The sequence below is a fragment of the Chitinophaga sp. MM2321 genome (assembly GCF_964033635.1).
Taxonomy (GTDB): domain Bacteria; phylum Bacteroidota; class Bacteroidia; order Chitinophagales; family Chitinophagaceae; genus Chitinophaga.
The window spans coordinates 2964499-2989393 of the sequence record NZ_OZ035533.1; the positions used below are offsets into that span (position 1 = coordinate 2964499).

Below are 24895 nucleotides of genomic sequence, written 5' to 3' on the forward strand. Positions count from 1 at the left end.
TATCATTCCTTGATATTACTCACGTTCATGGCCTGTGCGCCCATGTTGTCCGCTTCCTGTTCCAGGCCCGGGTCATCATTTACCGGTACGCCCTGTTTCATTTGCATGGTAGGCTGTACCCTTCCCTGCCGTTGCTGTACCACATGCCACGCTTCGTGCGGCAGGTGCTTTTCCTGGCCGGGTCCCAGGTGGATATCATTGCCTTGTGCATACGCATAGGCATTGAGCTGCGCGGGTTTGGCGGAGTTATAGTGCACGTTTACATTGGAGATATCCATGCCGGAAAGATGGGCGATCCCGCTTTGCAGCTGGTCAGGCATTCCTTCATTTTTTGCACGTTGCACTACAAATTTTCCTTGCAGGGGAAGTTGTTCTTCTTCCATTGATTTTAACTGCATCGCGGATTTGGCTTGCAGTTCTTCTTCCGGCTTTTGCTGTATGGGCGCCTGGATGGCAATCCCATTGGCACCATCACGGTCCTGAGCGGATCGTTGTGCTGTACTTTTGTGTTCTTTGGATGTATCAAACATAAATCAGGAATTAGCAATTTGAGTGATCCTGGCTATTACCTGTTGTTTGGCAGGATCATCCAGGTGGCTGTTGATTTTATTCGTATAAAGCGGTGATTCGTGCAGCAGGTAATTTGCATCTTCTTTGGTGAGTTGGGCCGCAACATTCATTAAAGCGACCACGCCCACGCTGGCAACATCATGTTCTTTACCAGCTGCGCTAACAGGTGCCGCATCAAGGTTGTGTTTAGTTTCTGTACCTGTAAGTGCTTCTTTTGCTCCCAGCTGATCCAATGCCAGGTAAAAATCATCTATACGGGCAGAATTGTATTTATTCGCCCCTTCATTATCCGGGTTCCAGTAATTGACTACTGCCTGCTGGAAGGTGACTCCGCTGGCCAGTGTTACATTTTCATCCCAGCCTTTTTTAGTATGACCATAGCCATCATAAATATGCCGGAAGATGGCCAGTTGCCGTTCTGAAAAATTATGCGCTCCGTATGGTCTGTTTTGTACGCTGTTATCAAGGGCAGCATAGGCACCGGGCATATCTCCTTCCTGGTAAGAATAAGCACGATATTCTGTTTTATACTTGGAAAGGTTAACTTCTGCCATCGCCCTGGCTCCCTCCACCTTTGCAGCATTCACGGCAGCCAGCACCTGCGGTTTCCCTCCCAGTGAAAGCATCAACTGCTGATAGGTAGCAAGTTGTTGTGCCCCACCAGCAACCATGTCGTCAATATCTTTGTGGGTGATGCCAAGTGTATCAAAAGCCTCTCCGGTCTGGCGGAGACCAGCAAATGCTTCTCTGCCTTTATGTTTATCAGCATCATGCTGCACCTCATGTCGGATAACTTCCCATATGGCGTCTCTGGATTTTGATGAAGCTTTGGTAACGGCTACGTATCCGGGATTATTCCACCCACCGGTTATTTTACCATTATTATATAAATTAATATTACTGTTATCAGTAAGATCATTTTTGTTGTAAGTAAGTGCCGCAGCAGTGATGTCACCAGCGCCTCCCGTTCCGGGTGGGAAAAAGGCTTCGTCTTTCGCTGGATCTTTTCCGGCCCTGAGCAGACGGGCATATGAATCACCTGTGGGCGTAATAGCAAACAACTGTGTTTTATGAGCGGTGAGAATCCATTCCGCTGAATTTCTCAGTCGCCGGTCATTGGTGCCCAGGGCATCAGTCACGTGTTGTGTCAGCGCAGCGCGGTCTGCCTGGTGCTCAGCAGTGGCGGCCAGGTGTCCCTGATCTTTTACAGCCTGACTTTCCAGTACTACCTGTTGCCGCATATTGGAGAGTACCTGTCTTCGTTTATCCGTATCACTTAGTCCCAGCAAAGCCCGCGGTACTACCGCCTGGGTCACTGGTCCATGTTTTCCTTCCCAGGTACTGATCTGCTGATCTATACTTTGCAGCTTCACCAATTGCCGGCCGTACTCTGTAGCGGGTAATGCATTACTATGGTATTCAGCTACGCTGTCAACGATATCTTCATAAGTTTTTGTATTACTGATAACGGCTGTTAACAACCCTTTGGAAGAGATGGCCGTCATGGCTGCACTGGTAGGCAATAAGCCTCCTTTTAACTGGATAGCGACACCGTTTGTTCCTGCATGATTGGCGGCAGAAACATCTACCCGGCGGTTAGGTTCTTTTGAAGGGCTGCGTGGTTGCATAAATAAGCGGATAGTATCAAAAAACTATTTAAATAAGATAATCCCTGAGGGGAGGATTTACTATACTCAAGTTACGTCAATCCATTTAGTACCCCAAAAACTTTCCTGCGGACCTTTTTTCTTATGTACAGCTTCAGCAGGATTAGCAAGATCAATTTTTTTCAGGCCCAAACCTAAAAAATAGCTGAGAAGCTTGTGCCACACGGGGCTTCCCTGCGCGACGAGGATATCCACGGCATTACTGGCATCATCCACCTGTTTTGCCAGGTCCAGGTAAGCCGTAATCGCCACGCCTCTATCATCTATATTTCCCTTTGCTATATTAATTGAAAAGAGCACCTGGTCGGGCATTGTAAAACAGGTGATCTTCCTGAGTTCATCCATTGTATCCACCATCCAGTCATGTAATTGCTTACGTTCATTATAACCATACTGCTTACCACCCACCTGGTGATTTCTGCTGGTAACATCTATCTTTATTATGTTTTCTGCCTGTGCAAAAAGGGTGGTAACATTGCTCGTTGTCGTTTTGAAATCACGCCGGAAGCCGCTATCTTCAAATATCTTTTTATCACGCACCTCTGTCGCTAAATAAACTTTAATGTTTTCCTTTAGTTCATTCAGCTGCGAGATAACCGCTATCAATTCCATTACCCTCGGCCAGAAAGCCCTTGTAACGGCCAGCAATTCGCGCACAAAAGCCAGATCGGCAGGTGGTGTCTTTCCAGGATAGGCTTCCCAATCTGTTCCTACAAAGCTCACATCATCCCAGCCTGTACCCACCTTGATATTTTTCTGCGTACCAATTACTTTTACAGCCGATTTTGTGAGCTTGTAATATTCAATGGAAACCTGTTCAGTAATATCCCCGGTAGTACAGCCCAGCAAAATAATATGCCCTGTCCAGTTCTTTGGCTTTGGTACATCCCGCGCCAGTTTCGCCAGTTTGTCCGGTGGTATCCCTCCCTGCTCCACGACCTTCTTCTCACCCCAGAAAGGATTATCGTAATAACCATGACCTTCAAAGATGATATTCTCATCGATTCCGATCTCATGCAAAGTCCCCACACCTGAAGGATCATTTAAGGTTTGACCACCGGCATTGACAACCGGCACATCACGCAGCTTGTCCAGCAAATGTTTGTCTTCATTTTTCAACTTGATCTTCACCCGCTGAACAGGAGCCGGCATACTAATACCGTTGCGGCTTTCCATGTCGTTGGCCGTAGCTTTAGAAGCTATAGCAGCTGTTTTTTGTCCGGATGCGTGTTGTGAGGGTTGCATAAGAAATAGGGGTGTTTACAGGTATTTTTCTGTGCTTAAGGATACAACAAATACTGCTTCCGCATCTGTTTATATTCACTTAATCCCGGTTCCCAGCTCTTACGGATTTCTACTTCACTCTTACCTGCTATGATCTGTTCTTTAAACAAAGTAGTTCCTGCCAGTTTGTTGATATCTCCCATTGCTTTGCTTTGCCTGGAATCAAAGAATTTTTCTTTGAATGGATAAGCTTTATACATCTCCATCATCCATTGAATATTAATTTTTCCGGCTTTGCGGATACCGGCCGTGTTATAATTTCTCAGATCCAGTCCGTAGCAAACCTTGTTCTGATGCAAAGGCGCTTCCGACTTGCCCGGTATGCTTACGGGTGTAAAGGAGAATTTATAGAGACCTTTTAAATCAGGGTTGCCTAAAACAGTAAAAGGCATGTATGTGCCCCTGCCCTGGCTGATAATAGTACCTTCAAATAAACATAGCGACGGATAAAGTAAAACGGATTGCTGGGTATTCAGATTTGGAGAGACGTGTACCGGTAACGTATAATCCATATCATGGGAATAGTTTTTTACCGGGATAACTTTGATCGGGCATTTCGCTTTTCCGGGAAGCCATCCTTCTCCATTTATCATCTGCGCAAATTCACCGATTGTCATACCGTGGGTAATAGGGATGGGAAACTTGCCGATGCCTGATTTAAGCTTCATATCCAATATCGGCCCATCCACAAACCCATTCGGATCGGGGCGATCCAGAATGATTAACGTTTTTCCAAACTCTGTACAGGCTTCCATTACATCATAGAGCGTGTTGATATTTGTAAAGAAGCGGCAACCCACATCCTGGATGTCGAAGATCATGATGTCAATAGCATCCATATCTTTTTTGGAAGGCTTTCTTTTCTGACCATATAATGAGATGATGGGTATGCCTGTTTCAGCGTCTATCTCGTCGACCACTTTGGCGCCGTTGCTGGCATTTGAGCGGAATCCGTGTTCAGGCCCGAAAATTATTTTAATATCCACGCCCAGTGTACGCAAACTATCTACACTCAATTTATTGCCAATGATAGAAGTTTGGTTCACCAGCATCCCCACCCTTTTACCTTTTAAATAAGGCAGGTATGCCGCCACCTGGTCGGCACCGGTCAATATGGGTTTCTTGTGGAAACTGCGCTCTCCAACATGTTCCAGGTGCCCGAAGCTTACAGATGGCGTTGAAATAAATAATATAAACGTGATTGCAAATAGCAGTCTCATAGTACCTGTATGTTAGGTTGTAAATTAATATCTTTTACAAAGAAATGGTAATATAGTAACCATCCATATCTCTCAAAGAAAATTCCTGTTGCCCTGAATTGGTATTTAAATGCGGCGGCGCTTCAACATGTACATTTAAACGCTTTGCATTTTCCCAGATTTTGTCCAGTTCACTCACCCGGAAATATAGAATAAGGCCGTTACCTGGTTGTACCCGTGTATCCGTCATTGTTGGATGATCGTGTTCCCCCCATTTATGCAAACATAAAATGACTGTATCATCTTCATCCGCCAAAATTTCAAATGTATCGCCGCCATGTTTACTTATACAGTTTAACAGCTGCCGATACCATTCACTGCTTTTTTTAACATCTTTTACGCCAATAATTACTTCTGTCCTTAGCATAGTCATTTTTTTTAATCCCGGTCGTGTGTCTTTTTAACATCATTAAGTTACTATAAATTCAATAAATGCGTAGCATTTCAAAACCGGCGATGAAGATCAACGGCCGGCGCTGCTACGAGTACGGTATGATTTATATTATATTTGACAGCAGAAATGGCGGCTGTATTTTTAAATGACAACAAGTGAAAAGAATCCTATTAGCCGGAGCTACCGGCTACCTCGGCAATTTTATACTTCAGGAGCTGGTAAAGCAAGGCTATGCCACCACAGTGCTGGTGAGAAACAAGGCCGCACTTAAAGTGATTGATCCCGCCGCGATTACCGTTAAAGAAGCCGCAATAACAGCCCCGGCATCCATCCGCGGTTGCTGCAATAATATAGATGTAGTCATTTCTTCCGTAGGCATTACCCGGCAAAAGGATCACCTTACCTATATGGATGTAGACTACCAGGCAAACCTCAACCTGTTGCAGGAAGCGCAGCAAAGCGGAGTGAAAAAGTTTATTTATGTGGCTGTTTTGCATGGACCGGAACTCCGCGACTTAAAAATCTGTGCTGCCAAAGAAAGGTTTGTTGAGGCGCTGAAAAAATCAGGATTGGATTATTGTATTATCCGCCCTACCGGCTTTTTCTCAGACATGACGGCATACCTGGACATGGCTAAAAAAGGGACTGTATACTTATTCGGGAAAGGTACTGCAAAAATGAATCCTATCCATGGCGCAGACCTGGCGAATGTATGCGTTGCCGCGATCCAGGAGCCGGCATTGGAAATTGAAGCAGGCGGACGGGAGATTCTAACCCAACATGAAATAGCGCATATTGCGTTTACTGTATTGCATAAGAAAGTAAAAATCGCGTATATCCCGCATTGGATAAGACGTTTGATCCTTTCCCTGTTAAGATTGTTTACCAGCAGCAAAACCTATGGCCCTGTTGAATTTGCCCTGACGGTGATCTCCATGGATATGATAGCGCCCCCATTTGGACAACATACCCTAAAAGAATATTTCAGTCAGCAACAACCCTGAACAACTGCGATAGCATAGCAGTAATTTCTAAAAAATATCTTTTTTTTACAGCCCGTCAGATAGTAGTAACTTAGTAGAAATCTGTCAATCAAAACCCCTGTAACTATTATACATCAGCCAGTGGGGATGCAACAAACGCGATCCATCCACCTTCATCATCTCACCAAACTATTTCAACAATTATCACGGTTATAAAACCGGATTAACGTTTTTCAAGTGGTGTATCGGAATTTGTGCTGTATTCAAACAGTCTACATTTTTTTCTGATAATAAAACAAACACACAATGAAGAGCATTCAATCAAAAACTGTCTTATTTATTACCGGTTGCTTCGTACACAACAGTAGCTGGGATCCCTGGAAGGTGTATTTTGAAAACAAAGGGTATACCGTTTTTGCGCCAGCATGGCCGTTTAAAGATGCCCCTGCACAGGTATTACGCAGCAGGCAACCGGATGCAGCTATAGCGTCTATACGTCTCGCGCAGCTAACAGCTTATTTTGAAGACTTCATTAAAGATCTACCTGAAAAACCTATACTCATTGGGCATTCCATGGGGGGATTATTAACGCAGCTGCTGTTGCAGCGCAACCTTGCTGCTGCCGGTGTTGCCATTCATTCTGTACCGCCACTGGGTATCATCCCGCTCAGTTTCTCTTTCTTCAAAGCTACCTGGGGACCACTGGGCCTGTTCACAGATGCTAAAAAATCTTTCCTGATGTCGTTTGAACAGTGGCAATACGCCTTTACTAACGGTATGCCGCTGGATGAACAACGCAAAGCCTATGAGCTGTTTACGATACCGGAATCCAAACTCATCTCCAGGGATGGCCTGACGAGTGCCGCAAAAGTTGACTTCAAAAAACCACATGCTCCTTTACTCCTGCTGGCTGGCGATACCGATCATATCATGCCGGCAGCTGTCAATTATGCAAATTTCAAAAAGTATTCACAGCAAAATGGGTCTGTAACTACCTATAAAGTATTTGCCGGCCGCAATCATTTTGTAACCGGACAACGAACATGGCCGGAAGATGCAGCCTATATTGCTGATTGGATTGATCAAAACTGACCGGACACGGTTGTTATTTATACTGGATACAAGCCAGTTTTCCGTCCATGGTACTGATGAATACCTGGTTATTGTCTGCCGGTAATACGGCGTTCACCAGGCAATTGGACAACTTAAATTTCCATAACAGCGTATAGTCATTCCGGTTAACCGCATATACCACACCTGCATGCGTAGGTACGAATATCACATTTCCCTGTTCTACCGGTGATGCAGGATTCAGTTCATAACCCATTTCAATGGCGGAACGCCACATCAGCTGAAGGCTGTCAGCAGTAGCGGATACGCCGTATAGCTGGCCATCCATGGTTTTTATAAAGAGCTGGCTGCTATCGGCCGACTGTCCCAGTGATTCCCGCATCCGCACATCCGGTATTGATTTACGCCAGATCACGGCGCCGGTGGCGCTGTTAAAAGCCGTCATATACCTGTCTGGCGCCACAATAAACACCCTGTTATGCGCCGCTACCGGCAAACACGCAGCCGGTGAAAACATCCTGTTGGTGGTGCCGTTATTCCATTTCCATTTCAAAGTACCTGTAGCAGCATCCAGCGCATAAAAATCATTGCCCCAGCTACCGAAATAAATATTCCCCTGGTAATAGAGTGGTTTGTCTTCCACAAATCCATTTACACCAGCGAAGTCCCATAACAGTTTACCGGTATTGATCGATATTGCCCTGAAATGCCCGTCAGAAGCGCCTATATAGGCGATACCGTTAGTGACCCGCGCACTTGCCACCACCGGCTTCTCCGTGGCAAAACGCCAAAGCTGTTTTCCGTTAGCGGCATTGAGACAGTAAATAAAATGATCTGAAGATGCCACGATCACTTTCTGTTCATAGACCGCTGGCGTGGCGTATATTTTACCACCGCTGCGGAAAGTCCATTTCTTTTTCCCGCTCCCTTTTTGCAATGCATATACTTCACCGGCGGTATTGGTAGAGATGATCAGATCTTTATAGATGGCCATACCGGAGCCGATATCATTGTTATCCTGGTATTGCCATTTTATTTTTACGCCCGGAAAAGAATCATTCATGGCATAGGAAGGCCGGGGGAATGGGATGCTGTCATACTTTGCCGCATGGCTTTGCAAGGGTATTTCCGCCCATTGCCTGTTCTTCCCCACCACAGGTGTTCTTTCTTCAAAAACGGCTTTCCTGCCTGCTATGGTAATAATGTTATAACCGCCTATGCTGTCCTTTGCACGAAGGTTCGAGCGCCCCATAATGCCCGGAATATTTTCAAAATTAAAAGTATGATTGGCATGTCCGTGGCCACAGAGGATCAACTGGATGTTATGCTGTTTCAGGCGGTCGATGGCTTCATACCAGTTGTTCAGATCCGCGTTCTGCGGATAATGATTGATATAAATGACCGGTGTAATGGTATCTTTTTCTTTCAGTATGCCGTCCAGCCATACAATATTCTCACGCGGCACCTGTCCCGGACCCATGCGCATATTAGGCCCACAGTTGGTTCCGATAAACCGGAAACCACCGTACTTAAAAGAAAAAGTTTCGCTGCCGAATACTTTGCGGAAAGTATTGCCGCCGCTTTCAGACCATTTGGTATCATGATTTCCCGGGATAATATGCCAGGGCTTATGCAGGCTGTCGAGTACTGTTTTCGCCAGTTGCAGCTCTGCATCTGTGCCAAACTCTGTAATATCTCCTGAAATAACCACAAAAGCCAGGTCAGGATTACTGTTAATATCCGCAACTGTGCGTTGCAGGTCTTCCAGCGCATTATTGCTACCCACGTGAATATCAGTTACCAACGCAAATTTAAACGCTGTTTGTGCCTTTGCTGCCGGTAATATGCCTGCCAGCATGATTATCCAAACAAACAACCTGAAACAAAATTTCATCCTTTGATTTTTAATTATTTCTGGCTAAAATATAAATATTGAACAAGATAACATAAGAATCTGCACATAGCCCTGAAATATAAAAGGGTACCCGTTCAGGTACCCTTTTGTTTGAAATTTATTTTATCTCCCTGACATCATTTCCTGGTATCAGAAAATGCAGCAGGAGATAGCAGTCAACTTTACAGTGTTGCTTTCAGTTCGCTGAATAAAAGTTCAGGTTCATTGGTTGTAATGAAATCAACCTTTTGCTGGATAAATTTTTGCATGATATCCTCCGTGTTGACGGTCCATACATTCACAGAAAGACCCAGTTTCTTTGCTTCTTCAATCCAGCCTGGGTTTTTAACGTATACGTTATAGTGATAGTCAATACCATTAAACCCGGCAGCTTTGGCTTCAGCGGGGGTCAGGTCACCGGTCAGATAAGCCACCTCATTTTTGGGGGCCAGTTTAGCCAGGAGCTTTCCTCCTTCGAGATCAAAGGTGATATAATCTACCTGCTTCCTTGCCTTAGCCTTTTTTACAATGGCCACGGTCATTTCTACCAGTTTCTTTGTTCTTTCTTTGCCGCCTGTGGAAGTTTTAATTTCACAAACCAAACGGGTTTTCTTATGCTTCATCCCTTCCTTCAGGTATTCTTCCAGTGTAGGAATAGATTCACCATTTGAATGTTTTTTAGCGAGCAGCTCCTGGTAAGTAGAAGTGGCAATTGTAAGACCATAATACTCATTATCATGATTCACGACTATTATATCATCTTTGGTAATATGAATATCGAACTCGGAACCATAACAGCCTATTTCTCCGGCATGCCTGAGTGATGCCAGGGAATTTTCCGGTAAATGCTGCGCTTTCCACGCACCCCTATGGGCAATAACTTTTGTTGTAAAATTCTTTTGCGCCATTATAACATTCGAACAAATAAACAGCATGGCAAAGAGCGCCAGACTTTTCAACTGCAACTTCATATTTTATCAGTTTAATAAATAATAGCTGTAATAATAGTAACGTTTTTCCACTTTACATACACCAAACTACCTTGTACGGATATATACAGGGATGGATGGAAAGTGACTACCATTGCGCTATTTTTTTTAATGCCTATCCAGGTCCATTATTTCTATTTTCCTGAAATCAACTTCCTGGCCTTCACTCTGCAAGGCAATAAAACCTGCTGAAAGCAATTTACCATCTACCTTAATGGCCGGATCATAGTTATTTACCACCCCACCACCAATCTGTGGTTTGGAATATTGCAATACGGTATCTCCGTTAATAATATGCGTAACCAGCGAATCACCCAGCACAATCAATTCTCCCCGTACCCATTGCTCTCCATCATAAGTTTTAGAAGATGATTCAAGACAATGATCCGGTTCCAGTCTTCCTTTGTACACCACATTTGTACCCGGTGAGCACATGTTACCGGTAGGCCGCGGCTTGCCATCGCCTAAGCCGGCTAACAGCTGCATTTCCACGGAAATAGGCCAATCCTGCTCCTTCGGCATGGTGCGCGGGTCCTGGGAGTGAAACATCACGCCGCTGTTGAGAAAGGTATATTCCGGCGCGGTAGGACACCACTTGCCTACAAACCGGTATTCGAACTTCAGATGATAATGCGAAAATGGCTGCTTATAATATAAGTGTCCGTACTGGTTGTTAAAATCTCCATACTGATCATAACGCACTTTAATGATACTGTCCTCCACCCGGAAAGTATTGCCAAAATTCTCCCCTACTTCATGATGATGTATTTTAACGATCCAATCATTAATATCTGTACCATTAAAAAGAGAAACCCATGTTGGTTGCTTATCATGTTGGGATGCATTGGAACAGGATGTATAGCTGGCAGATATCAGGATCAGTCCGATCATCAGCTTCCGGGAAAAATAACTTTTTATCATAAAAAAGGCAGTTGTGGAATTAAATCAGTTTAAAATAGCTGCTTAATATAAAGAAAAAAGGGACATTAATGACTTATAATTGATGTGGTGAAAATATTGGTGTGCCGGGGGCGTATATTAAATCTTTTGTGGCATGAATGCCGGGCATATTGTGCCCGGTGACTTTAGCCCCGGGCCTGTATTTCAGGGATGCACAATGGCCGGAGATGTATCCTCACGGTGGGGCTTTATACCCCGGAACACAAATTATTAATCATGCAAACCACCCGGTACAAACAGCCATCATTCACAGAATAACAACATCCGTTAGGCCAAATAATTATGGTTTTTCCTGTTTTTATTCGTATTTTTTGTAGTACGCTCATACGCTATCCGGCTTCACTTCAGTATTGTTTTTAAAACAATTTAATATGAAAACAGGCTCATCGCAAATTCAGTCAGGGGATAACAGAAAGACCTATAAAAAGATACGCTGCTATCTTTTTATTCCCGCCACCCTGGCCCTGCTGCAGTTGAACAGCTGCACCAATAATCCAGCTACCCACACACCTACCCTTGCCGCTGATGCCGACAATGTAGGGCTTGTACTACCCACCGGTTTTGCTGCCCTGAAAGTTGCAGACAGTACCGGTAATGCGCGGCATATTGCTGTCAATAAAAATGGAGATATTTTTATAAAACTGGAAGAACCCAGGCAGGGTAAAGGCATCGTGGTATTGACAGATAAAGACGGCGATGGCAGAGCCGATGGCCGCAGCAGCTTTGCTGACTACGGCGGCACCGGGATTGCCATTAAAAACGATTTCCTGTATGCTTCTTCCAATACAACGGTTTTCAGGTATAAACTGGATGCGAAGCAACAGGTAACAGACCCGCTACACCCCGATACATTGGTAAGCGGACTGATTGACCGCGGGCAGCACAACTCCAAATCACTGACCCTGGATAACAACGGAAATATTTATGTTAATATAGGCGCTTATTCCAATGCATGCCAGGAAAAGGACCGCACAAAAGGCTCTCCGGGTATGCAGCCATGTCCTATCCTGGATTCTGCCGGCGGAATCTGGCAGTTCAAAGCGGACGCCATGCACCAGGGATATGGCACCGGCAAACGGTATGCGACCGGCTTGCGGAATGTAGTGGGCCTCGACTGGAATCAGCAAACAAATGCCCTGTATGTGATGCAACATGGAAGAGATAATCTCCACGACTTCTTCCCAGAGCTGTATGATGTAAAACAAGCCGCTGAACTACCGGCAGAAACAATGTATAAACTGTCCGAAGGATCAGACTGCGGCTGGCCATATATTTATTATGATCAGTTCCAGGAAAAGAAGATGGTAATGCCCGAATATGGCGGAGACGGAAAGAAGGAAGTGACTGACAAATACGAAAATCCGGTGGCGACTTTCCCCGGACATCTTGCTCCAAACGGACTCTTGTTCTATACCGGTGATATGTTCCCGGAACACTATAAGAACGGGGCATTCATCGCATTCCATGGCTCCTGGAACCGGGCGCCGGAACCCCAGGCCGGGTTCATGGTTGCTTTTGTTCCTTTTCAAAACGGTGTACCTTCAGGCAAGTGGGAAGTTTTTGCGAAAGGTTTTGCCGGTAGAGAAAATATTGCCGCCCCTGGTGATGCGGCACATCGCCCTTGCGGCCTCGCCCAGGGACCCGATGGATCTCTTTACGTCTCTGATGATAAAATGGGAACGATTTACAGAATCACTTATAAAAAGTAATAAAAAGGTGATGCACATAAAAACCTTGTTTGTTGGCATATCACTATTTTCGTTCGTCTGTTGCTGCTCCTGTTCGCAAAGTTCTACTATTGGTGATCCAATGGTAGTTCCGGAAAAAATACTACAGGGTACAACGAGCTTATCCTATTATATCAGGGATTATTTAAGGTTATCGGAAAGCTATAATGCATATGATACCGCATTGCATAAGATCAGCAGAGAAGAATTTTTAAAACAGCTAACATCGGGGGAGTATCTCCCCTTACGCCTTAGCACCAGGGATTCATCCAATAACTATAAACTGTATAAAGTCCCTGAGTATGCTGATACCGATATACGCAGTATGCTTAAATATTACATCGGAGAAACCTATTATAACTTTTATAAGAGAGAAGGACAAAAATTGCCGGGATTTAATTATGTAGACCTGAATGGCAATGTATATAATGAAGCAACCACGAAAGGGAAAATTGTGGTGTTGAAGTGTTGGTTTATCAGATGTACGGTTTGTATACAGGAAATGCCGCAGCTCAACGAATTGGTGCAACAGTACAGCGCCCGCAAGGATATTGTTTTTGTAAGCCTGGCCAATGATTCGGCGGAGGATCTGACCAGTTTCCTACAAAAAAAAACGTTTAACTATGTCGTGGTCCCTAACATGGAAACGTATATGAGTGAGGAGCTGAAAATAAAAGCTTATCCAACTCATTTTATCATCAATAAACAAGGATTGATCTCAAAAGTGACCAGCAGTGCAGCAGAACTGGCAGTAGCCTTGCAGGAAGCGGCTATAAAAAACGATTAAAAACTATCGTTAATAAGAATGCGCTTCCGGTCAATGGAAGCGCATTCTTATTAACGATAGTTTTTAATCAATTACAGGAGTACCACCTTACCGGTACGTACAGATTCATCGCATGCGAAAGCGATCCGCAGGCTGTTTACGGCATCCTGAACATGGTCTGTCAGATCAACGTCCTGCTGAATAGCATTCAGGAAATATTGTTGTTCGCGGTCACATAGTCCCTGGTGGTCAGGTTCATCTTCCGTATTAATCCAGGCATCTTCCCTAGCGAATTTTTCATTCTTGTCCAGTTCGGCATGGTGAAAGCGCAGCGACTCCGTTTTGCTGTGCGCCTCTATACTGTCTGACTTTCCTTCGCCGCCAGAGTCTTTCGCTACAATGGATACGGAGCCTTTCGGACCGATCACATCTTTCACAAAAAAGGCGGTTTGGCTCATCATGGGACCCCAGCCAGCTTCATACCAACCCACTGATCCATCTTCAAAACGGATCTGTAACTGGCCGTAGTTATAGTTACCCGCAGGGATATCTTCTGTCAGCCTGGCGCCGATAGCACTTACCTGCACCGGTTTCGACCTGGTCATCTGGCACATCACATCTATATAATGCACCCCACAATCCACGATAGGGCTCAGGCTTTGCATGAGGTTGCGGTGTACCGTCCACATGCCACCCTGGCTCTGTTGATTGAGGTTCATACGCATTACCAATGGCTTACCCAGTTCCTGCGCCAGTTCTACAAACTTCGCCCAGGAAGGGTGATGCCGCAAAATATAACCCACTACGAGTTTCTTTCCGGCCTTCCGTGCAGCAGCAGCTACACGCTCTGCTCCCGCTACTGAGGCGGCAAGCGGCTTCTCTATAAATACATGACATCCACTTTCCAGTGCTGCAACCGCAAAGTTTTCATGTGTATCCGGATAAGTGGAGATACATACTGCATCCGGCTTGGTGGCAGCCAATGCTTCCTCATAATTACCGTACAAGGCATATCCTCCACCCAATTTGTCGTTTAAGACCTGTTTACTTGCTCCGGTTGAAACAATTCCACAGATTTCAAATCCTTCCATAGCATGGTAAGCGGTTGCATGGGAAGCACCCATATTACCACAGCCAACTATTAATACGCGCAATGGTTTTACTATATCAGACATGAGATACAAATATTTTCCTGTTTAACTTTTCATTCAATCGCGCAATATACATCCCCGTCAATTGATTAGCAAGCACAAATTTATCTTATCAAGATAAATAGCCACTGGCGCGGGTTTCACTTCTCCCGCAGGGTGGCTTTTCTTACAGATATGTTAAAAAAAGGAACCTCGCTGTCAGCTGTGGCGATATTCCAGCTAAATAAAATACATTTATTATATGCTACAATTGACGAACGTCAGAAAGTTTTACAATAAGCATTTAGTCCTCGAAATCCCTTCTCTTCAACTGGGAAGCGGCTTCTTTTGGGTAAAAGGCGCCAATGGCTCAGGCAAGACAACTTTATTAAAGATGATAGCAGGGCTGATTCCTTTTGAGGGAGATATTGTATACAGAGATATCAGTTTGCGGCGTAACCCACTTGCTTACCGGCAAAATATCAGCTGGGCAGATGCAGAACCATTGTTCCCGGCATATATGACGGGCATGGACCTCATCTTCCTTTACTGTAGTATCCGCAAGGTGCCGTCTGGGGAGGCGGAGACATTGCTCCGGCTTTTTAACATGCACGGTTATGTGAATAATACTATCGGAACTTATTCTGCGGGCATGACCAAAAAGCTGTCCCTGGTACTGGCTTTTCTTGGCGACCCGCCACTGGTGGTGCTTGACGAACCTCTGATCACCCTCGATCCTGATACGCTGACAGTAGTATGCACGTACCTGCTCGAAAAACATGCAAATAGTGAAACTACCTTTTTAATGAGTTCGCACCAGGAACCGGATCCCCGCTTGTTGCTGTCCGGCAAGGCGCTTATTGTCAACAACAGGAATGTTATTAACTAAATGAACTATCCGGCTAAAATACTATTCCAGGCGCTGATCAAATCCTTTTACAGAGAGAATGCGGGCGCTTTCCTTTTTTTCTTTACCATATTATTTTTAATCGTCAGCCCCATACACCAGGCTGGCGTAGTCGAATATCATTATGCGCTGATCATAGGGATACTGGAAAACAGCTATTTCCTGTTGCTCGTCTTTACCCTCTGGTTGTTATATGCCAGGAAATGCGTGGCATTTGTTGCTGATATATTATGCCGGCCGGAATATGCCTTTGTACATATCTTCAATCATCTGAGCAAAGCAAAAAGGTTCAGGTTATTCTTTTTCGTAGCGGCATGCCTGTTAATGCCCGTCCTTTTATATGCGTTATTGATTATCCTCGTTGGGTGGCAGCGGCATTATTATTTTTCTGCCCTGCTGGTTACCGCATATATACTACTGCTATGTGTAGCCGCCACAGTAAAGCATCTCATCCTGCTGTATCATCTGCAAAGAGAAGCCACCCTTCCATTGAAAAAGGCAGCGTGGATCTCAAGACTGTCAGCAGCTTACCCGGTTATCCTGATCCAGTTTGTTGCCAATAAGCAAAAAATCGCCTGGCTGGGCATTAAGATCTTTACCTGTGGTATACTTTATGGGGCCGCGAGGAATAATATCCTTACCGACTATGATGCCGCATCCATATTCTGGTTCTTCAATTTTGGAATCATTGCCAATGGCCTGCTGGTGTACAGGATCAGGGAATTTGAAGAAATGTATTTAGCGTTTTACCGGGGAGCATCCGTTTCCTTATCAAGGAGAGGAATGCAATATGCACTGGTCTGTTTTGCTTTATTGATCCCGGAATTTATTACAATAGGCATGCTTGTTCCTGTACACCTGCATTACAGCGATGCCATCAGCTTTGCACTATGCAGTTATAGCCTGGTGTTGCTGATGTACAGCATCACTTTCCTCCGCAGGTTCAGCATGAAATCATATCTTAAAATGGTATTGCTGATGGCTTGCGTCCAGTTTCTTTTTCTGCTGTTTGCTACGCTTACCATCTTATCCCTGCTCTTTTTTATTATAGCTGTTACCATTTTTATGATCGGTTATTACCGGTTTGAATAACGGGAGAAGTATAGGCTATCATTACCATGTATTTTTGACTTTCATGACGGGCATAACTTTCCTACCTTCGGTATAAAAAAAAGATGATAGCATTCTTAGGCATGGGCCACCTCGGGGCTAATTTCGTGAGAGCACTTATCAGTAAAGGCGAACAGGTACAGGTATGGAACCGCACCGCTTCCAAAGCAACGGCACTGGAAACATACGGCGCCAAAGCTTTTCCGGAAGTAGCCGATGCTGTAAAAGGCGCCGGTCGTATTCATCTTACACTGAAAGATGATCATTCCGTCAATGAGATATTGGCAGCTGCAGTATCAGGATTCAAAGCGGGAGCGGTGATCATAGATCATACCACCACTTCTACTGATGGCGCTATACAAAGGACCAGGGAATGGCAGGAACGTGGATTTACCTACCTGCACGCCCCTGTATTCATGGGCCCGCAGAACGCTCTGGAAAGTACGGGTTATATGCTGGTATCAGGCGACCAGACCGTCATTGGCCGACAGGAACAGGCCCTCTCGAAAATGACGGGCAAAGTGATCAATTTCGGTGATACCGTTGGTAAGGCAGCCAGTATGAAACTCCTTGGCAACAGCTTCCTGGTAGGTCTTACAGCGGGCCTGGCAGATACCCTTTCCCTCGCCAAAGCACTGGATATTCCTGTCAGCGATCTTAGCGCCCTGTTTGACAACTGGAATCCCGGTGGTGCGCTTCCTGCAAGATTACAACGGATGACCTCCGGCAATTACAATAACCCCTCATGGGAACTGAGTATGGCAAGAAAAGACACGCAACTGTTTATAGAGGCAGCGGCAAAAGGCGGTACTCAACTGGCAGTACTCCCTGCTATCGCAGCGGAAATGGACCGTTGGATAAAAAACGGTCATGGCAATGATGACTGGACCGTAATCGGGAAAGACAGCATTTCCTCTAAAGTTTAATCGGATGCTCCATTTTCCATCTATCCTCAAATGATTTGCCACAGTCCTTGATGTATTTATAATATTGATATTCGTTCTCAAAACTCAGGAGCATCTCATAGCTGGGCCTGTACTGCGTCATAAAGAGATCCAGCGCCGGCGGTTGTAGCCCTGTTATTTTCCTTACCAGGCCCTTGTTAAACCGGTAGTCTACATATTTATCGCGTTCATCCTGCTCCAGGAATCTTTTAAACGCTTCCATCCTTTTGATCTTTTTCATACTGAACAGCATGTCCAGGTTAACCCCCACTCCCATGCCGCCACTGTTGCTACCCGACAGGAAATTTGTTTCATAGTCAAACACTTTCCGGTATTCGTTGCGGTGTTCCAGTGAATCTAACTGATAATTACGCTGGCGCGATGTAGATACCTCTACTGTTGGTAATAACTTAATATCTACATGCAGGCTCATATCAAAGGGCCTGGTGAGGTTAATATCTTTTACAGGAAATTTCATGGTAGCCTTTCCCTGATAAGAAAAACTAATGGAATCCGTTAAAGGCAGTTTAATGTTATAACGCCCAGCAGAATCAGTTACAGCACCGGCACCGGAAGTGCTCATCACACTCACCCCGGCCATTCCGAAACGCGCGGAACGCTCGTACACCGTTCCGCTTATCCGCACCTGTCCGGCGACCAGCAAGGGAAGCAAGCCTGCTATTATTAATATTGCCGTCCTTAGTAAAAGATTAGAGGTACCCATTTCGTCTCAATCTAAGACAGGATGAAAACATAAGCAAGTGTAGTATAAATATTAACAATTCATTTTATTTGATTATCCGGGGAGTTTTGGGTGCTACTTGACAATATTATTCAGGTATTCCCGTAGTGCAATTCAACGTATACAGTACACCGTTATACCTGATTTACGCCTGTGATTTGCTGTCGCGATTTCTCCTCTATAGGCAATAATAATTTTTATGCTTATTTTTGGCACCTATTATTAAATAAATTTTACAAGGAAGTACCTGTTTTGTTGTGAGGACCATAACTTATATTCTTACCAGATAACCGCAACAAGGGACAGGCACATTTAACCCGTTTGTATTAATCCAATAGTGCAATTAAATTATGACACGTTCATTTGTATGCAGATCTTTTGCCGCATCGCTAGGACTGATGCTGGTATTTCATTACAGCCATGCCCAGTTGGGCGGTATTATCCGGAAAGCGCAGAATAAGCTGGAACAGAAGGCCGATGAAGCCATTGATAATAGTATTTCCGGTAAGGACGATACAAAGGCTGAAACCGCGGACACGGGCACAGCTAAGAAGCGGATTTCCATGAGCGCCGGTTTCGATTTCAAAGCCGGTGATTCTGTATTGTATGCCAGTAACTTTGAGAAATTTAGTACCGGCGCTATGCCCAATACCTGGAAAACCAACGGCAGCGGCCAGTTGGTAAAATCAGGGGATGTAGCCGGTACCTGGCTGGAACTGCAGAATGGCGCCACCTATAAGCTGGCGCAAAACTATAAACTGCCCAGAAATTTTACCGTGGAATTTGACCTGCTTACCAGCTGTGACAAGATTACTGATATCAGCCCGGTAAGTTTTGGTTTTGCAGAAAACAATAGCGTTGCCAGTTTCGATGAAGGTGATATCGCCCATACACAACTGGAATTTTTTAATAGCGACAAGATCACCAGTTTTGCCGGACCCGTGGATAAATATGTCAACACCGACTATGACCTTACCCGTTATGCCAACGATAAGTTGCATGTATCCATGGTAGTAACCGACGATCAGATGAAAGTATACCTGGACAAAACCAAAGTACTGGACACACGGATGTTCAAGGCAGATGCACGTAAATATTTCTTTATCAGTGCACCCCTGAAAGCTGATAATGATGCTAAAGTGTACATCAGTAACGTGGTGATCGCCCAATAAACAGCTGCTTTACCAGTTAAAACCGTTCGGCATATGGTAGTGCCATATGCCGAACGGTTTTAACTGGTAATTTAATTTTAGTACGTCTGTAAAATGAATTGTGTTAAAGGTTGAAATTTATCAAAGCTACTAAAACACTCACCTCCTGTACTCCCCTGGGGTTATGCCTTCCAGCCGCTTAAACAAGCGGATAAAATAATTCAGGTTATTAAAGCCCGCCTGATAACATACATCTGTAATACTCAACTCCGAATCAGCCATTATCCGCTTCGCCTGTTGAATCCTTTCCCGTAGCACATATTCCAGGGGTGGAATGCCAAACTGTTCTTTAAAAGCCTGGAAAAAAACCGATTTACTCATACAGGATTCTCTGGCCAATGCATCAATACTGATCTTTTGTGTTAAATGTTCCCTGATATACCGGATGGCCGGTGTAAACCGATGATCCGGTATAGCCGTATCATTAATGGTCACCAGGTTCTGTGTTTGTATAATCCGTAGCAATAAGAATTTCAGGGAGAGATCGGCCAGTCCATCTTTTGCCAGGCTATCTTCCATGCTGATACTGATCAGTTTATTAATACTGCTGGCCAGTTCCTTGTTATTGAAGAAGTGGTACTGGCTGAAATTCAGTTTCCACTCAAAGGGCATTTCCTTGTTAGGATACTGTTCATTCAGGAAAGCAAGGTTCTTATTTACCATATCCCAGTCAAGCGCCAGGGTAGCGCATTGCACCGGGTGCCGCTCATCTGCTTCCGGAAAATCCACTTTCATCGATACCCCTTCCGGCAGGATCACACTTTCTCCCGGCAAAAAGAAGAATTCTTCCGAACCCGAAAGGGACATGATCTTTTTGCCCCGCATCATACTGGATACTACCAGCCCGTTGTAGGATAGTGCTACATTGCGGCAACGGTGGTGTGTTTCGAAGATATTCAGCTCGCAATGCCTGAGATTAAATACACGACGGTGTTCCACCATAGTGTCCAGCGAGGTGGTATCACTCAGGTTAATCGGAGCGAGATGGCATACCTGGTTCATTATTAAATATTATAATGGATCAAAAGCGTGAATCGCAGTTCCCTTTGATTTATAAATTTATTGATTAAAATGCTTATTACAGTTGTAAGGAGATAAAAAATAGCATTGTGCTATCAATAAAGATGATCGTTCAACAAACCCATCTCAGGTATTGTTAATATTGGTAATTCCTTCACCCAAAAATCCAGTTATGAATATTACCTTAAAACAGGCAGAAGCCGTTATAGCCGCCGCCAAAGCGAAAGCCATAGAAATCAAAACCCTGATGAACATTGCAGTGGTGGACACAGGTACCAACCTCATTGCATTTGCACACATGGATGAGGCATGGTTGGGCTCCATAGATATTTCGCAGAAAAAGGCACGTACAGCGCGGTACTTCAATATGCCTACCGGCGAAATCGGCAAACTATCGCAACCGGGAGGCCCTCTCTATAATATTGAACATTCCAATGGCGGACTCATTACTTTCCCCGGTGGTGTATTGATTAAAAATGCACAAGGGGAAATTATCGGTGCAATAGGCGTATCAGGCGATTTGGTAGAGAACGATCATATTGTGGCACAGGCGGGTGCGGATGCTATTAAATAACACAATAAAAAATCATTTTATGTGTAAAAATCATGGAGTTGCGTACATAAAACCAGGTATTGTTGAAGTGAGGGAAATTGAATATCCCACCCTTGCTTTAGGTGACCGTAAATGCGAACATGGTGTCATCCTTAAAATAGTATCTACCAATATCTGCGGGAGCGACCAGCATATGGTGCGTGGGCGCACTACAGCTCCTTCCGGCCTCGTATTGGGACACGAGATCACCGGGTTGGTCATTGAAGCAGGCAGGGACGTTGAGTTTATTAAAGTAGGCGACCTGGTATCCGTTCCTTTCAATATTGCCTGTGGCCGCTGCCGTAATTGTAAAGCCGGACAAACAGGTATCTGTCTGAATGTAAACCCTGCCCGTCCCGGCGCCGCTTATGGCTACGTGGACATGGGCGGCTGGGTAGGCGGACAGGCAGAATACGTGATGGTGCCTTATGCCGACTTCAACCTGCTGAAATTTCCGGATAGTGATCAGGCGATGGAAAAAATAAAAGATCTTACCCTCCTCTCAGATATATTCCCCACCGGTTTTCATGGCGCTGTTACTGCAGGCGTAGGCCCCGGTAGCATCGTTTATATCGCGGGTGCAGGTCCTGTTGGCCTGGCCTGTGCAGCATCCTGTCATTTACTGGGCGCTGCGCTCGTTATTGTAGGCGATATGATTGATGAAAGGCTGGCACAAGCTAAAAGCTTTGGATGCGAAGTAGTAGATCTGAAAAAAGATGCTTCCTTAGCTGACCAGATTGCTGCCATCACCGGTGTTCCGGAAGTGGATTGCGCCGTTGACTGTGTAGGCTTTGAAGCCAAAGGGCATGGACACGACAGTAATGTGGAACAACCTGCCACTGTATTGAATTCTATTATGGAAGTCACCCGTGCAGGCGGACAGCTGGGTATTCCGGGGTTGTATGTTACCGGCGATCCTGGCGCGGTAGATGAAGCGGCTAAAAAAGGCAGCCTGAGTATCCGTATCGGGTTAGGATGGGCAAAATCACACTCCATTCATACCGGCCAGTGCCCGGTTATGAAGTATCATCGGCAGCTGATGAATGCGATCCTGTATGATAAGATAAAAATAGCGGAAGCTGTTAATGTAGAAGTAATTACGCTCAACGATGCCGTGAGAGGATACCACGATTTCGATAAAGGAGCAGCGAAAAAATTTGTCATTGACCCGCATGGCATGATCCGGGCCTGATAAACGAATAAATAAAAATGGCTGCTTGTAAAAAGCAGCCATTTTTATTTATCAATATAATTTTATCTCCATCAAATAAATTCTTACTTATGAAACTGTAGCGTTTTCAACAGCCGGAAATATGATGACATTCTTTTTATTCTTAGCGCGCATGTAGAAAAACAATCCTGTAAAAGCTACAATTAAGATGACCGGGATGATCAAAGTGATCGATAACACTTCCGGACCGGCTGCACTTTTAGCCTGATACAACAGGTTGGCATTTTCAGTTCCCGGCTCCGCTTTCAGATAAGCTGTCAGATCAGCACCAGCAGGCAGTTTATTCAACACCAGGTTATCATAAAACTTACCCATCAGCAAAGTATATGCAGTCACTGCAAGCATTCCTGCACCACCCATCAGGTTCATACCGAACGCACCTGATGTAGGAATATTTTCGGAGATAAATCCCAACATAGTAGGCCAGAAATAACAAACACCAATTCCAAATACAATAGCAGAAAAGAAGATGGCATTTCCGGTTAATGTGCTTAACAGGTATAGTCCTATCGTTGACACAACTGCTGACATCAACAACACAGCCTCCGGGGAAAAACGGCGCATAATTGGTCCTGCCAATCCCCTGCCAATCACCATTACACCGGTAGTGAGCGTAAGGATCAAAATGGCATTATCCGTAACATTTTTGAGCAGTACATCGATCCATTGCCCGGTAAACAACTCCGTAATAGCCGTACCAAACATGCAGATAAACATGAAGATAAACAAAGGAGATGTAACCGACTTATACATGGATGCAGTAGATATACCGGAGGAAACACGCTCTGTAACCGGGAATTTAAGTCGCGAAAATAGATACCCGTAAACCAGCGTAGGCAAAATCATAAAGCCAACCTGCACTTTCCATCCCAATCCGATGCTACTAAAAAACAATACGATCAGCGTACCTAAAACAATTCCACCAGGGAACCATAAATGGAAATGATTGAGTTTAGCCACTTTATTTTCAGGATATAAAGTAGTCACCAAAGGATTACAGGCAGCTTCAACAGTACCATTGGCAATCCCGATTAATAAAGTAGATATAAAGAGAGACCAATACCCTTGTGCCTGTACTGTTAATATAATACCTAACAGGTGAAAGATAAACGCCATTACCAATAAGCGTTTCATGCCAATAAGATCCACAATCATTCCGCCTATAATCACTGCCAGCGGGAATCCCCAAAAGGCGGTAGCTGTTATAGAACTTAACTGTGAAGTACTTAGTTGAAAACCTGTACCTAATTCATTGAGGATACCTGCGCGTATACCGAAAGACAAAGAGGTGACCAGCAAAGCAAGACAGCTTGCCCAAAAGAGTTGACTCCGATTAATAGCCTGCATCCAGTTATGTTTAATGGTTTAAATAATTACAGTAAAACACCTTTTGTGCGGTGTCGTATTTATTGCAAACTATATAGGTTTAAGAATACTCTTTACTACTTCTCCTTTGTGCATTTTTTCAAAAGCGGTATGCCAATCGCTAAGCGGCCATATGCCACCTATGATAGGTTTTACATCCAACCAGCCAGTGGCCAGTAATGAAATAACACGTTCCCATACAGGCCAGTTATGACTGAAACTTCCCTGAAGGGTCACATTCTTTTGTACCAGTGGATCAATGGAAAATCCAAGTGGTTGCGGACCCCATCCTACTTTCAGGATATGACCATTGGGGCGTACCAGGTCCATCGCTATTCTGAGGGTAGCACTGGATCCTGCGGCATCTATGATGCAGTCGGCACCAAGTCCATCACGTGATTTCGCCCATTCTGATGCATTGCCGATGATGGCTTCGCAACCATATTGCTCTGCAATACTTAAACGGCCACGATCAGCTTCAAGACCTACCACAGCTACTTCTGCGCCACAAAGACGCGCCACAGCTGCGCAAAGGATACCAATGGTACCTGGTCCCAAGACGATTACCCGGTCACCTGGTTTCAGGTGTGCATTATTTACCACCGCATTGTAAGCAACACAGCAGGGTTCTGTTAAACATGCATGTTCAAAAGGAAGCTCGTCCGGAATGCGGTGCAGACAACGGGCAGGCGTTGACACATAACGTGTCATGGCACCATTTACACCATATCCAAAACCTTTGCGGGTGGGATCAAGATTATAAAGACCTGTTCTCGACATGGGATTATCCGGATCAATGATGGCGGCTGTTTCACTAACAACCCGGTCACCTTCTTTCCAGCCCTTCACCCGGCTGCCGGTGGCAACGATGCGGCCTGAAAATTCATGACCCAATACCACCGGATAATTTACTACCCAACTATGACCATTGGTCCATTGATGGATGTCGCTGCCACATACGCCTACATAGGCAACTTCCAGCAAAACATCTTCTTCACCGATTTCCGGTCTTGCTATATCACGGATCTCTACCGCTCCTTCCTGGGGAGCGTAGTTTACCACAGCAGCTGATTTCATTA

23 protein-coding genes are annotated in these 24895 nt (G+C 44.8%); 10 read left to right on the forward strand and 13 right to left on the reverse strand.

All coding sequences use genetic code 11. From position 1 onward, the window contains the following. Positions 1-2 precede the first annotated feature (2 nt). From ABQ275_RS11595 to ABQ275_RS11615, 5 genes are all read right to left on the reverse strand, one after another. On the reverse strand, positions 3-530 hold the full coding sequence (locus ABQ275_RS11595; RefSeq protein ID WP_349318470.1) for a DUF4157 domain-containing protein: 528 nt from the start codon (positions 528-530) through the stop codon (positions 3-5). 3 nt (positions 531-533) lie between these two features. Then, positions 534-2198: a hypothetical protein gene (locus ABQ275_RS11600; RefSeq protein ID WP_349318471.1), complete on the reverse strand. Its 1665-nt coding sequence runs from the start codon at positions 2196-2198 to the stop codon at positions 534-536. 66 nt (positions 2199-2264) lie between these two features. Continuing rightward, positions 2265-3482, reverse strand: a complete 1218-nt coding sequence (locus ABQ275_RS11605) for a hypothetical protein (RefSeq protein ID WP_349318472.1) — start codon at positions 3480-3482, stop codon at positions 2265-2267. Between the two features lie 35 nt (positions 3483-3517). Next, positions 3518-4741 (reverse strand): DUF1343 domain-containing protein, encoded by a 1224-nt coding sequence (locus ABQ275_RS11610; protein ID WP_349318473.1) that lies wholly within the window; start codon positions 4739-4741, stop codon positions 3518-3520. A 34-nt stretch (positions 4742-4775) separates the two neighbouring features. Continuing rightward, a complete protein-coding gene (locus tag ABQ275_RS11615; protein ID WP_349318474.1) occupies positions 4776-5147 on the reverse strand; it encodes a VOC family protein in 372 nt (123 codons plus the stop codon). A 182-nt stretch (positions 5148-5329) separates the two neighbouring features. Between ABQ275_RS11615 and ABQ275_RS11620 the strand changes: the two genes are divergently transcribed. Together ABQ275_RS11620 and ABQ275_RS11625 are read left to right on the forward strand one after the other, a co-directional pair. After that, positions 5330-6178: an SDR family oxidoreductase gene (locus tag ABQ275_RS11620; RefSeq protein ID WP_349318475.1), complete on the forward strand. Its 849-nt coding sequence runs from the start codon at positions 5330-5332 to the stop codon at positions 6176-6178. A gap of 285 nt (positions 6179-6463) precedes the next feature. Next, on the forward strand, positions 6464-7249 hold the full coding sequence (locus ABQ275_RS11625) for an alpha/beta fold hydrolase (protein WP_349318476.1): 786 nt from the start codon (positions 6464-6466) through the stop codon (positions 7247-7249). Positions 7250-7262: 13 nt separating this feature from the next. Here the strand turns inward: ABQ275_RS11625 and ABQ275_RS11630 are convergent, their stop codons facing one another. The 3 genes from ABQ275_RS11630 to ABQ275_RS11640 form a co-directional block, all read right to left on the reverse strand. Further along, the gene (locus tag ABQ275_RS11630) at positions 7263-9122 is read right to left on the reverse strand and encodes a PQQ-binding-like beta-propeller repeat protein (protein WP_349318477.1); all 1860 of its coding nucleotides are present in this window, start codon (positions 9120-9122) and stop codon (positions 7263-7265) included. 182 nt (positions 9123-9304) lie between these two features. After that, positions 9305-10093, reverse strand: a complete 789-nt coding sequence (locus tag ABQ275_RS11635) for a glycerophosphodiester phosphodiesterase family protein (protein WP_349318478.1) — start codon at positions 10091-10093, stop codon at positions 9305-9307. Between the two features lie 126 nt (positions 10094-10219). Then, a complete protein-coding gene (locus tag ABQ275_RS11640; RefSeq protein WP_349318479.1) occupies positions 10220-11032 on the reverse strand; it encodes a DUF1080 domain-containing protein in 813 nt (270 codons plus the stop codon). Positions 11033-11442: 410 nt separating this feature from the next. Here ABQ275_RS11640 and ABQ275_RS11645 point away from each other — a divergent pair, with 410 nt between their 5' ends. Both ABQ275_RS11645 and ABQ275_RS11650 read left to right on the forward strand, forming a co-directional pair. After that, entirely contained in the window at positions 11443-12780 is a 1338-nt protein-coding gene (locus ABQ275_RS11645; RefSeq protein WP_349318480.1) for a PQQ-dependent sugar dehydrogenase, read from the forward strand. Positions 12781-12790: 10 nt separating this feature from the next. Next, a complete protein-coding gene (locus tag ABQ275_RS11650; RefSeq protein ID WP_349318794.1) occupies positions 12791-13585 on the forward strand; it encodes a TlpA disulfide reductase family protein in 795 nt (264 codons plus the stop codon). Positions 13586-13656: 71 nt separating this feature from the next. On the opposite strand, the gene ABQ275_RS11655 is transcribed toward ABQ275_RS11650, so the two are convergent. Continuing rightward, positions 13657-14739, reverse strand: a complete 1083-nt coding sequence (locus tag ABQ275_RS11655; protein WP_349318481.1) for a Gfo/Idh/MocA family oxidoreductase — start codon at positions 14737-14739, stop codon at positions 13657-13659. 217 nt (positions 14740-14956) lie between these two features. Between ABQ275_RS11655 and ABQ275_RS11660 the strand changes: the two genes are divergently transcribed. From ABQ275_RS11660 to ABQ275_RS11670, 3 genes are all read left to right on the forward strand, one after another. Next, positions 14957-15583, forward strand: coding sequence for an ABC transporter ATP-binding protein (locus ABQ275_RS11660; RefSeq protein ID WP_349318482.1), 627 nt, complete (start codon positions 14957-14959; stop codon positions 15581-15583). After that, entirely contained in the window at positions 15584-16693 is a 1110-nt protein-coding gene (locus ABQ275_RS11665; protein WP_349318483.1) for a hypothetical protein, read from the forward strand. 83 nt (positions 16694-16776) lie between these two features. Next, a complete protein-coding gene (locus ABQ275_RS11670; RefSeq protein ID WP_349318484.1) occupies positions 16777-17637 on the forward strand; it encodes an NAD(P)-dependent oxidoreductase in 861 nt (286 codons plus the stop codon). Here the strand turns inward: ABQ275_RS11670 and ABQ275_RS11675 are convergent. Next, on the reverse strand, positions 17627-18379 hold the full coding sequence (locus tag ABQ275_RS11675; protein WP_349318485.1) for a hypothetical protein: 753 nt from the start codon (positions 18377-18379) through the stop codon (positions 17627-17629). The genes ABQ275_RS11670 and ABQ275_RS11675 overlap by 11 nt on opposite strands. Positions 18380-18747: 368 nt before the next feature. Between ABQ275_RS11675 and ABQ275_RS11680 the strand changes: the two genes are divergently transcribed. Continuing rightward, positions 18748-19569, forward strand: coding sequence for a hypothetical protein (locus tag ABQ275_RS11680; protein WP_349318486.1), 822 nt, complete (start codon positions 18748-18750; stop codon positions 19567-19569). Between the two features lie 138 nt (positions 19570-19707). Here the strand turns inward: ABQ275_RS11680 and ABQ275_RS11685 are convergent, their stop codons facing one another. Then, positions 19708-20610: a helix-turn-helix domain-containing protein gene (locus ABQ275_RS11685; RefSeq protein ID WP_349318487.1), complete on the reverse strand. Its 903-nt coding sequence runs from the start codon at positions 20608-20610 to the stop codon at positions 19708-19710. 190 nt (positions 20611-20800) lie between these two features. Here ABQ275_RS11685 and ABQ275_RS11690 point away from each other — a divergent pair, with 190 nt between their 5' ends. Together ABQ275_RS11690 and fdhA are read left to right on the forward strand one after the other, a co-directional pair. Beyond that, positions 20801-21202 carry a heme-binding protein gene (locus tag ABQ275_RS11690; protein WP_349318488.1) on the forward strand — a complete coding sequence of 134 codons (402 nt, stop codon included), beginning with the start codon at positions 20801-20803 and terminating at the stop codon, positions 21200-21202. A 19-nt stretch (positions 21203-21221) separates the two neighbouring features. Beyond that, the gene (gene fdhA, locus ABQ275_RS11695) at positions 21222-22412 is read left to right on the forward strand and encodes a formaldehyde dehydrogenase, glutathione-independent (RefSeq protein WP_349318489.1); all 1191 of its coding nucleotides are present in this window, start codon (positions 21222-21224) and stop codon (positions 22410-22412) included. Positions 22413-22499: 87 nt separating this feature from the next. On the opposite strand, the gene ABQ275_RS11700 is transcribed toward fdhA, so the two are convergent. Together ABQ275_RS11700 and ABQ275_RS11705 are read right to left on the reverse strand one after the other, a co-directional pair. Next, positions 22500-23798, reverse strand: a complete 1299-nt coding sequence (locus ABQ275_RS11700) for an MFS transporter (protein ID WP_349318490.1) — start codon at positions 23796-23798, stop codon at positions 22500-22502. A gap of 69 nt (positions 23799-23867) precedes the next feature. Next, positions 23868-24893 (reverse strand): zinc-binding dehydrogenase, encoded by a 1026-nt coding sequence (locus ABQ275_RS11705; RefSeq protein WP_349318491.1) that lies wholly within the window; start codon positions 24891-24893, stop codon positions 23868-23870. Positions 24894-24895 lie beyond the last annotated feature (2 nt).

Excerpts from the sequence above, each read along its gene's own strand:
- ABQ275_RS11595 (WP_349318470.1), bottom strand. The coding sequence starts at position 530 with ATGTTTGATACATCCAAAGAACACAAAAGTACAGCACAACGATCCGCT.
- ABQ275_RS11600 (WP_349318471.1), bottom strand. The coding sequence starts at position 2,198 with ATGCAACCACGCAGCCCTTCAAAAGAACCTAACCGCCGGGTAGATGTT.
- ABQ275_RS11605 (WP_349318472.1), bottom strand. The coding sequence starts at position 3,482 with ATGCAACCCTCACAACACGCATCCGGACAAAAAACAGCTGCTATAGCT.
- ABQ275_RS11610 (WP_349318473.1), bottom strand. The coding sequence starts at position 4,741 with ATGAGACTGCTATTTGCAATCACGTTTATATTATTTATTTCAACGCCA.
- ABQ275_RS11615 (WP_349318474.1), bottom strand. The coding sequence starts at position 5,147 with ATGCTAAGGACAGAAGTAATTATTGGCGTAAAAGATGTTAAAAAAAGC.
- ABQ275_RS11625 (WP_349318476.1), top strand. The coding sequence starts at position 6,464 with ATGAAGAGCATTCAATCAAAAACTGTCTTATTTATTACCGGTTGCTTC.
- ABQ275_RS11630 (WP_349318477.1), bottom strand. The coding sequence starts at position 9,122 with ATGAAATTTTGTTTCAGGTTGTTTGTTTGGATAATCATGCTGGCAGGC.
- ABQ275_RS11635 (WP_349318478.1), bottom strand. The coding sequence starts at position 10,093 with ATGAAGTTGCAGTTGAAAAGTCTGGCGCTCTTTGCCATGCTGTTTATT.
- ABQ275_RS11640 (WP_349318479.1), bottom strand. The coding sequence starts at position 11,032 with ATGATAAAAAGTTATTTTTCCCGGAAGCTGATGATCGGACTGATCCTG.
- ABQ275_RS11645 (WP_349318480.1), top strand. The coding sequence starts at position 11,443 with ATGAAAACAGGCTCATCGCAAATTCAGTCAGGGGATAACAGAAAGACC.
- ABQ275_RS11650 (WP_349318794.1), top strand. The coding sequence starts at position 12,791 with ATGCACATAAAAACCTTGTTTGTTGGCATATCACTATTTTCGTTCGTC.
- ABQ275_RS11655 (WP_349318481.1), bottom strand. The coding sequence starts at position 14,739 with ATGTCTGATATAGTAAAACCATTGCGCGTATTAATAGTTGGCTGTGGT.
- ABQ275_RS11660 (WP_349318482.1), top strand. The coding sequence starts at position 14,957 with ATGCTACAATTGACGAACGTCAGAAAGTTTTACAATAAGCATTTAGTC.
- ABQ275_RS11665 (WP_349318483.1), top strand. The coding sequence starts at position 15,584 with ATGAACTATCCGGCTAAAATACTATTCCAGGCGCTGATCAAATCCTTT.
- ABQ275_RS11670 (WP_349318484.1), top strand. The coding sequence starts at position 16,777 with ATGATAGCATTCTTAGGCATGGGCCACCTCGGGGCTAATTTCGTGAGA.
- ABQ275_RS11675 (WP_349318485.1), bottom strand. The coding sequence starts at position 18,379 with ATGGGTACCTCTAATCTTTTACTAAGGACGGCAATATTAATAATAGCA.
- ABQ275_RS11680 (WP_349318486.1), top strand. The coding sequence starts at position 18,748 with ATGACACGTTCATTTGTATGCAGATCTTTTGCCGCATCGCTAGGACTG.
- ABQ275_RS11685 (WP_349318487.1), bottom strand. The coding sequence starts at position 20,610 with ATGAACCAGGTATGCCATCTCGCTCCGATTAACCTGAGTGATACCACC.
- ABQ275_RS11690 (WP_349318488.1), top strand. The coding sequence starts at position 20,801 with ATGAATATTACCTTAAAACAGGCAGAAGCCGTTATAGCCGCCGCCAAA.
- fdhA (WP_349318489.1), top strand. The coding sequence starts at position 21,222 with ATGTGTAAAAATCATGGAGTTGCGTACATAAAACCAGGTATTGTTGAA.
- ABQ275_RS11700 (WP_349318490.1), bottom strand. The coding sequence starts at position 23,798 with ATGCAGGCTATTAATCGGAGTCAACTCTTTTGGGCAAGCTGTCTTGCT.
- ABQ275_RS11705 (WP_349318491.1), bottom strand. The coding sequence starts at position 24,893 with ATGAAATCAGCTGCTGTGGTAAACTACGCTCCCCAGGAAGGAGCGGTA.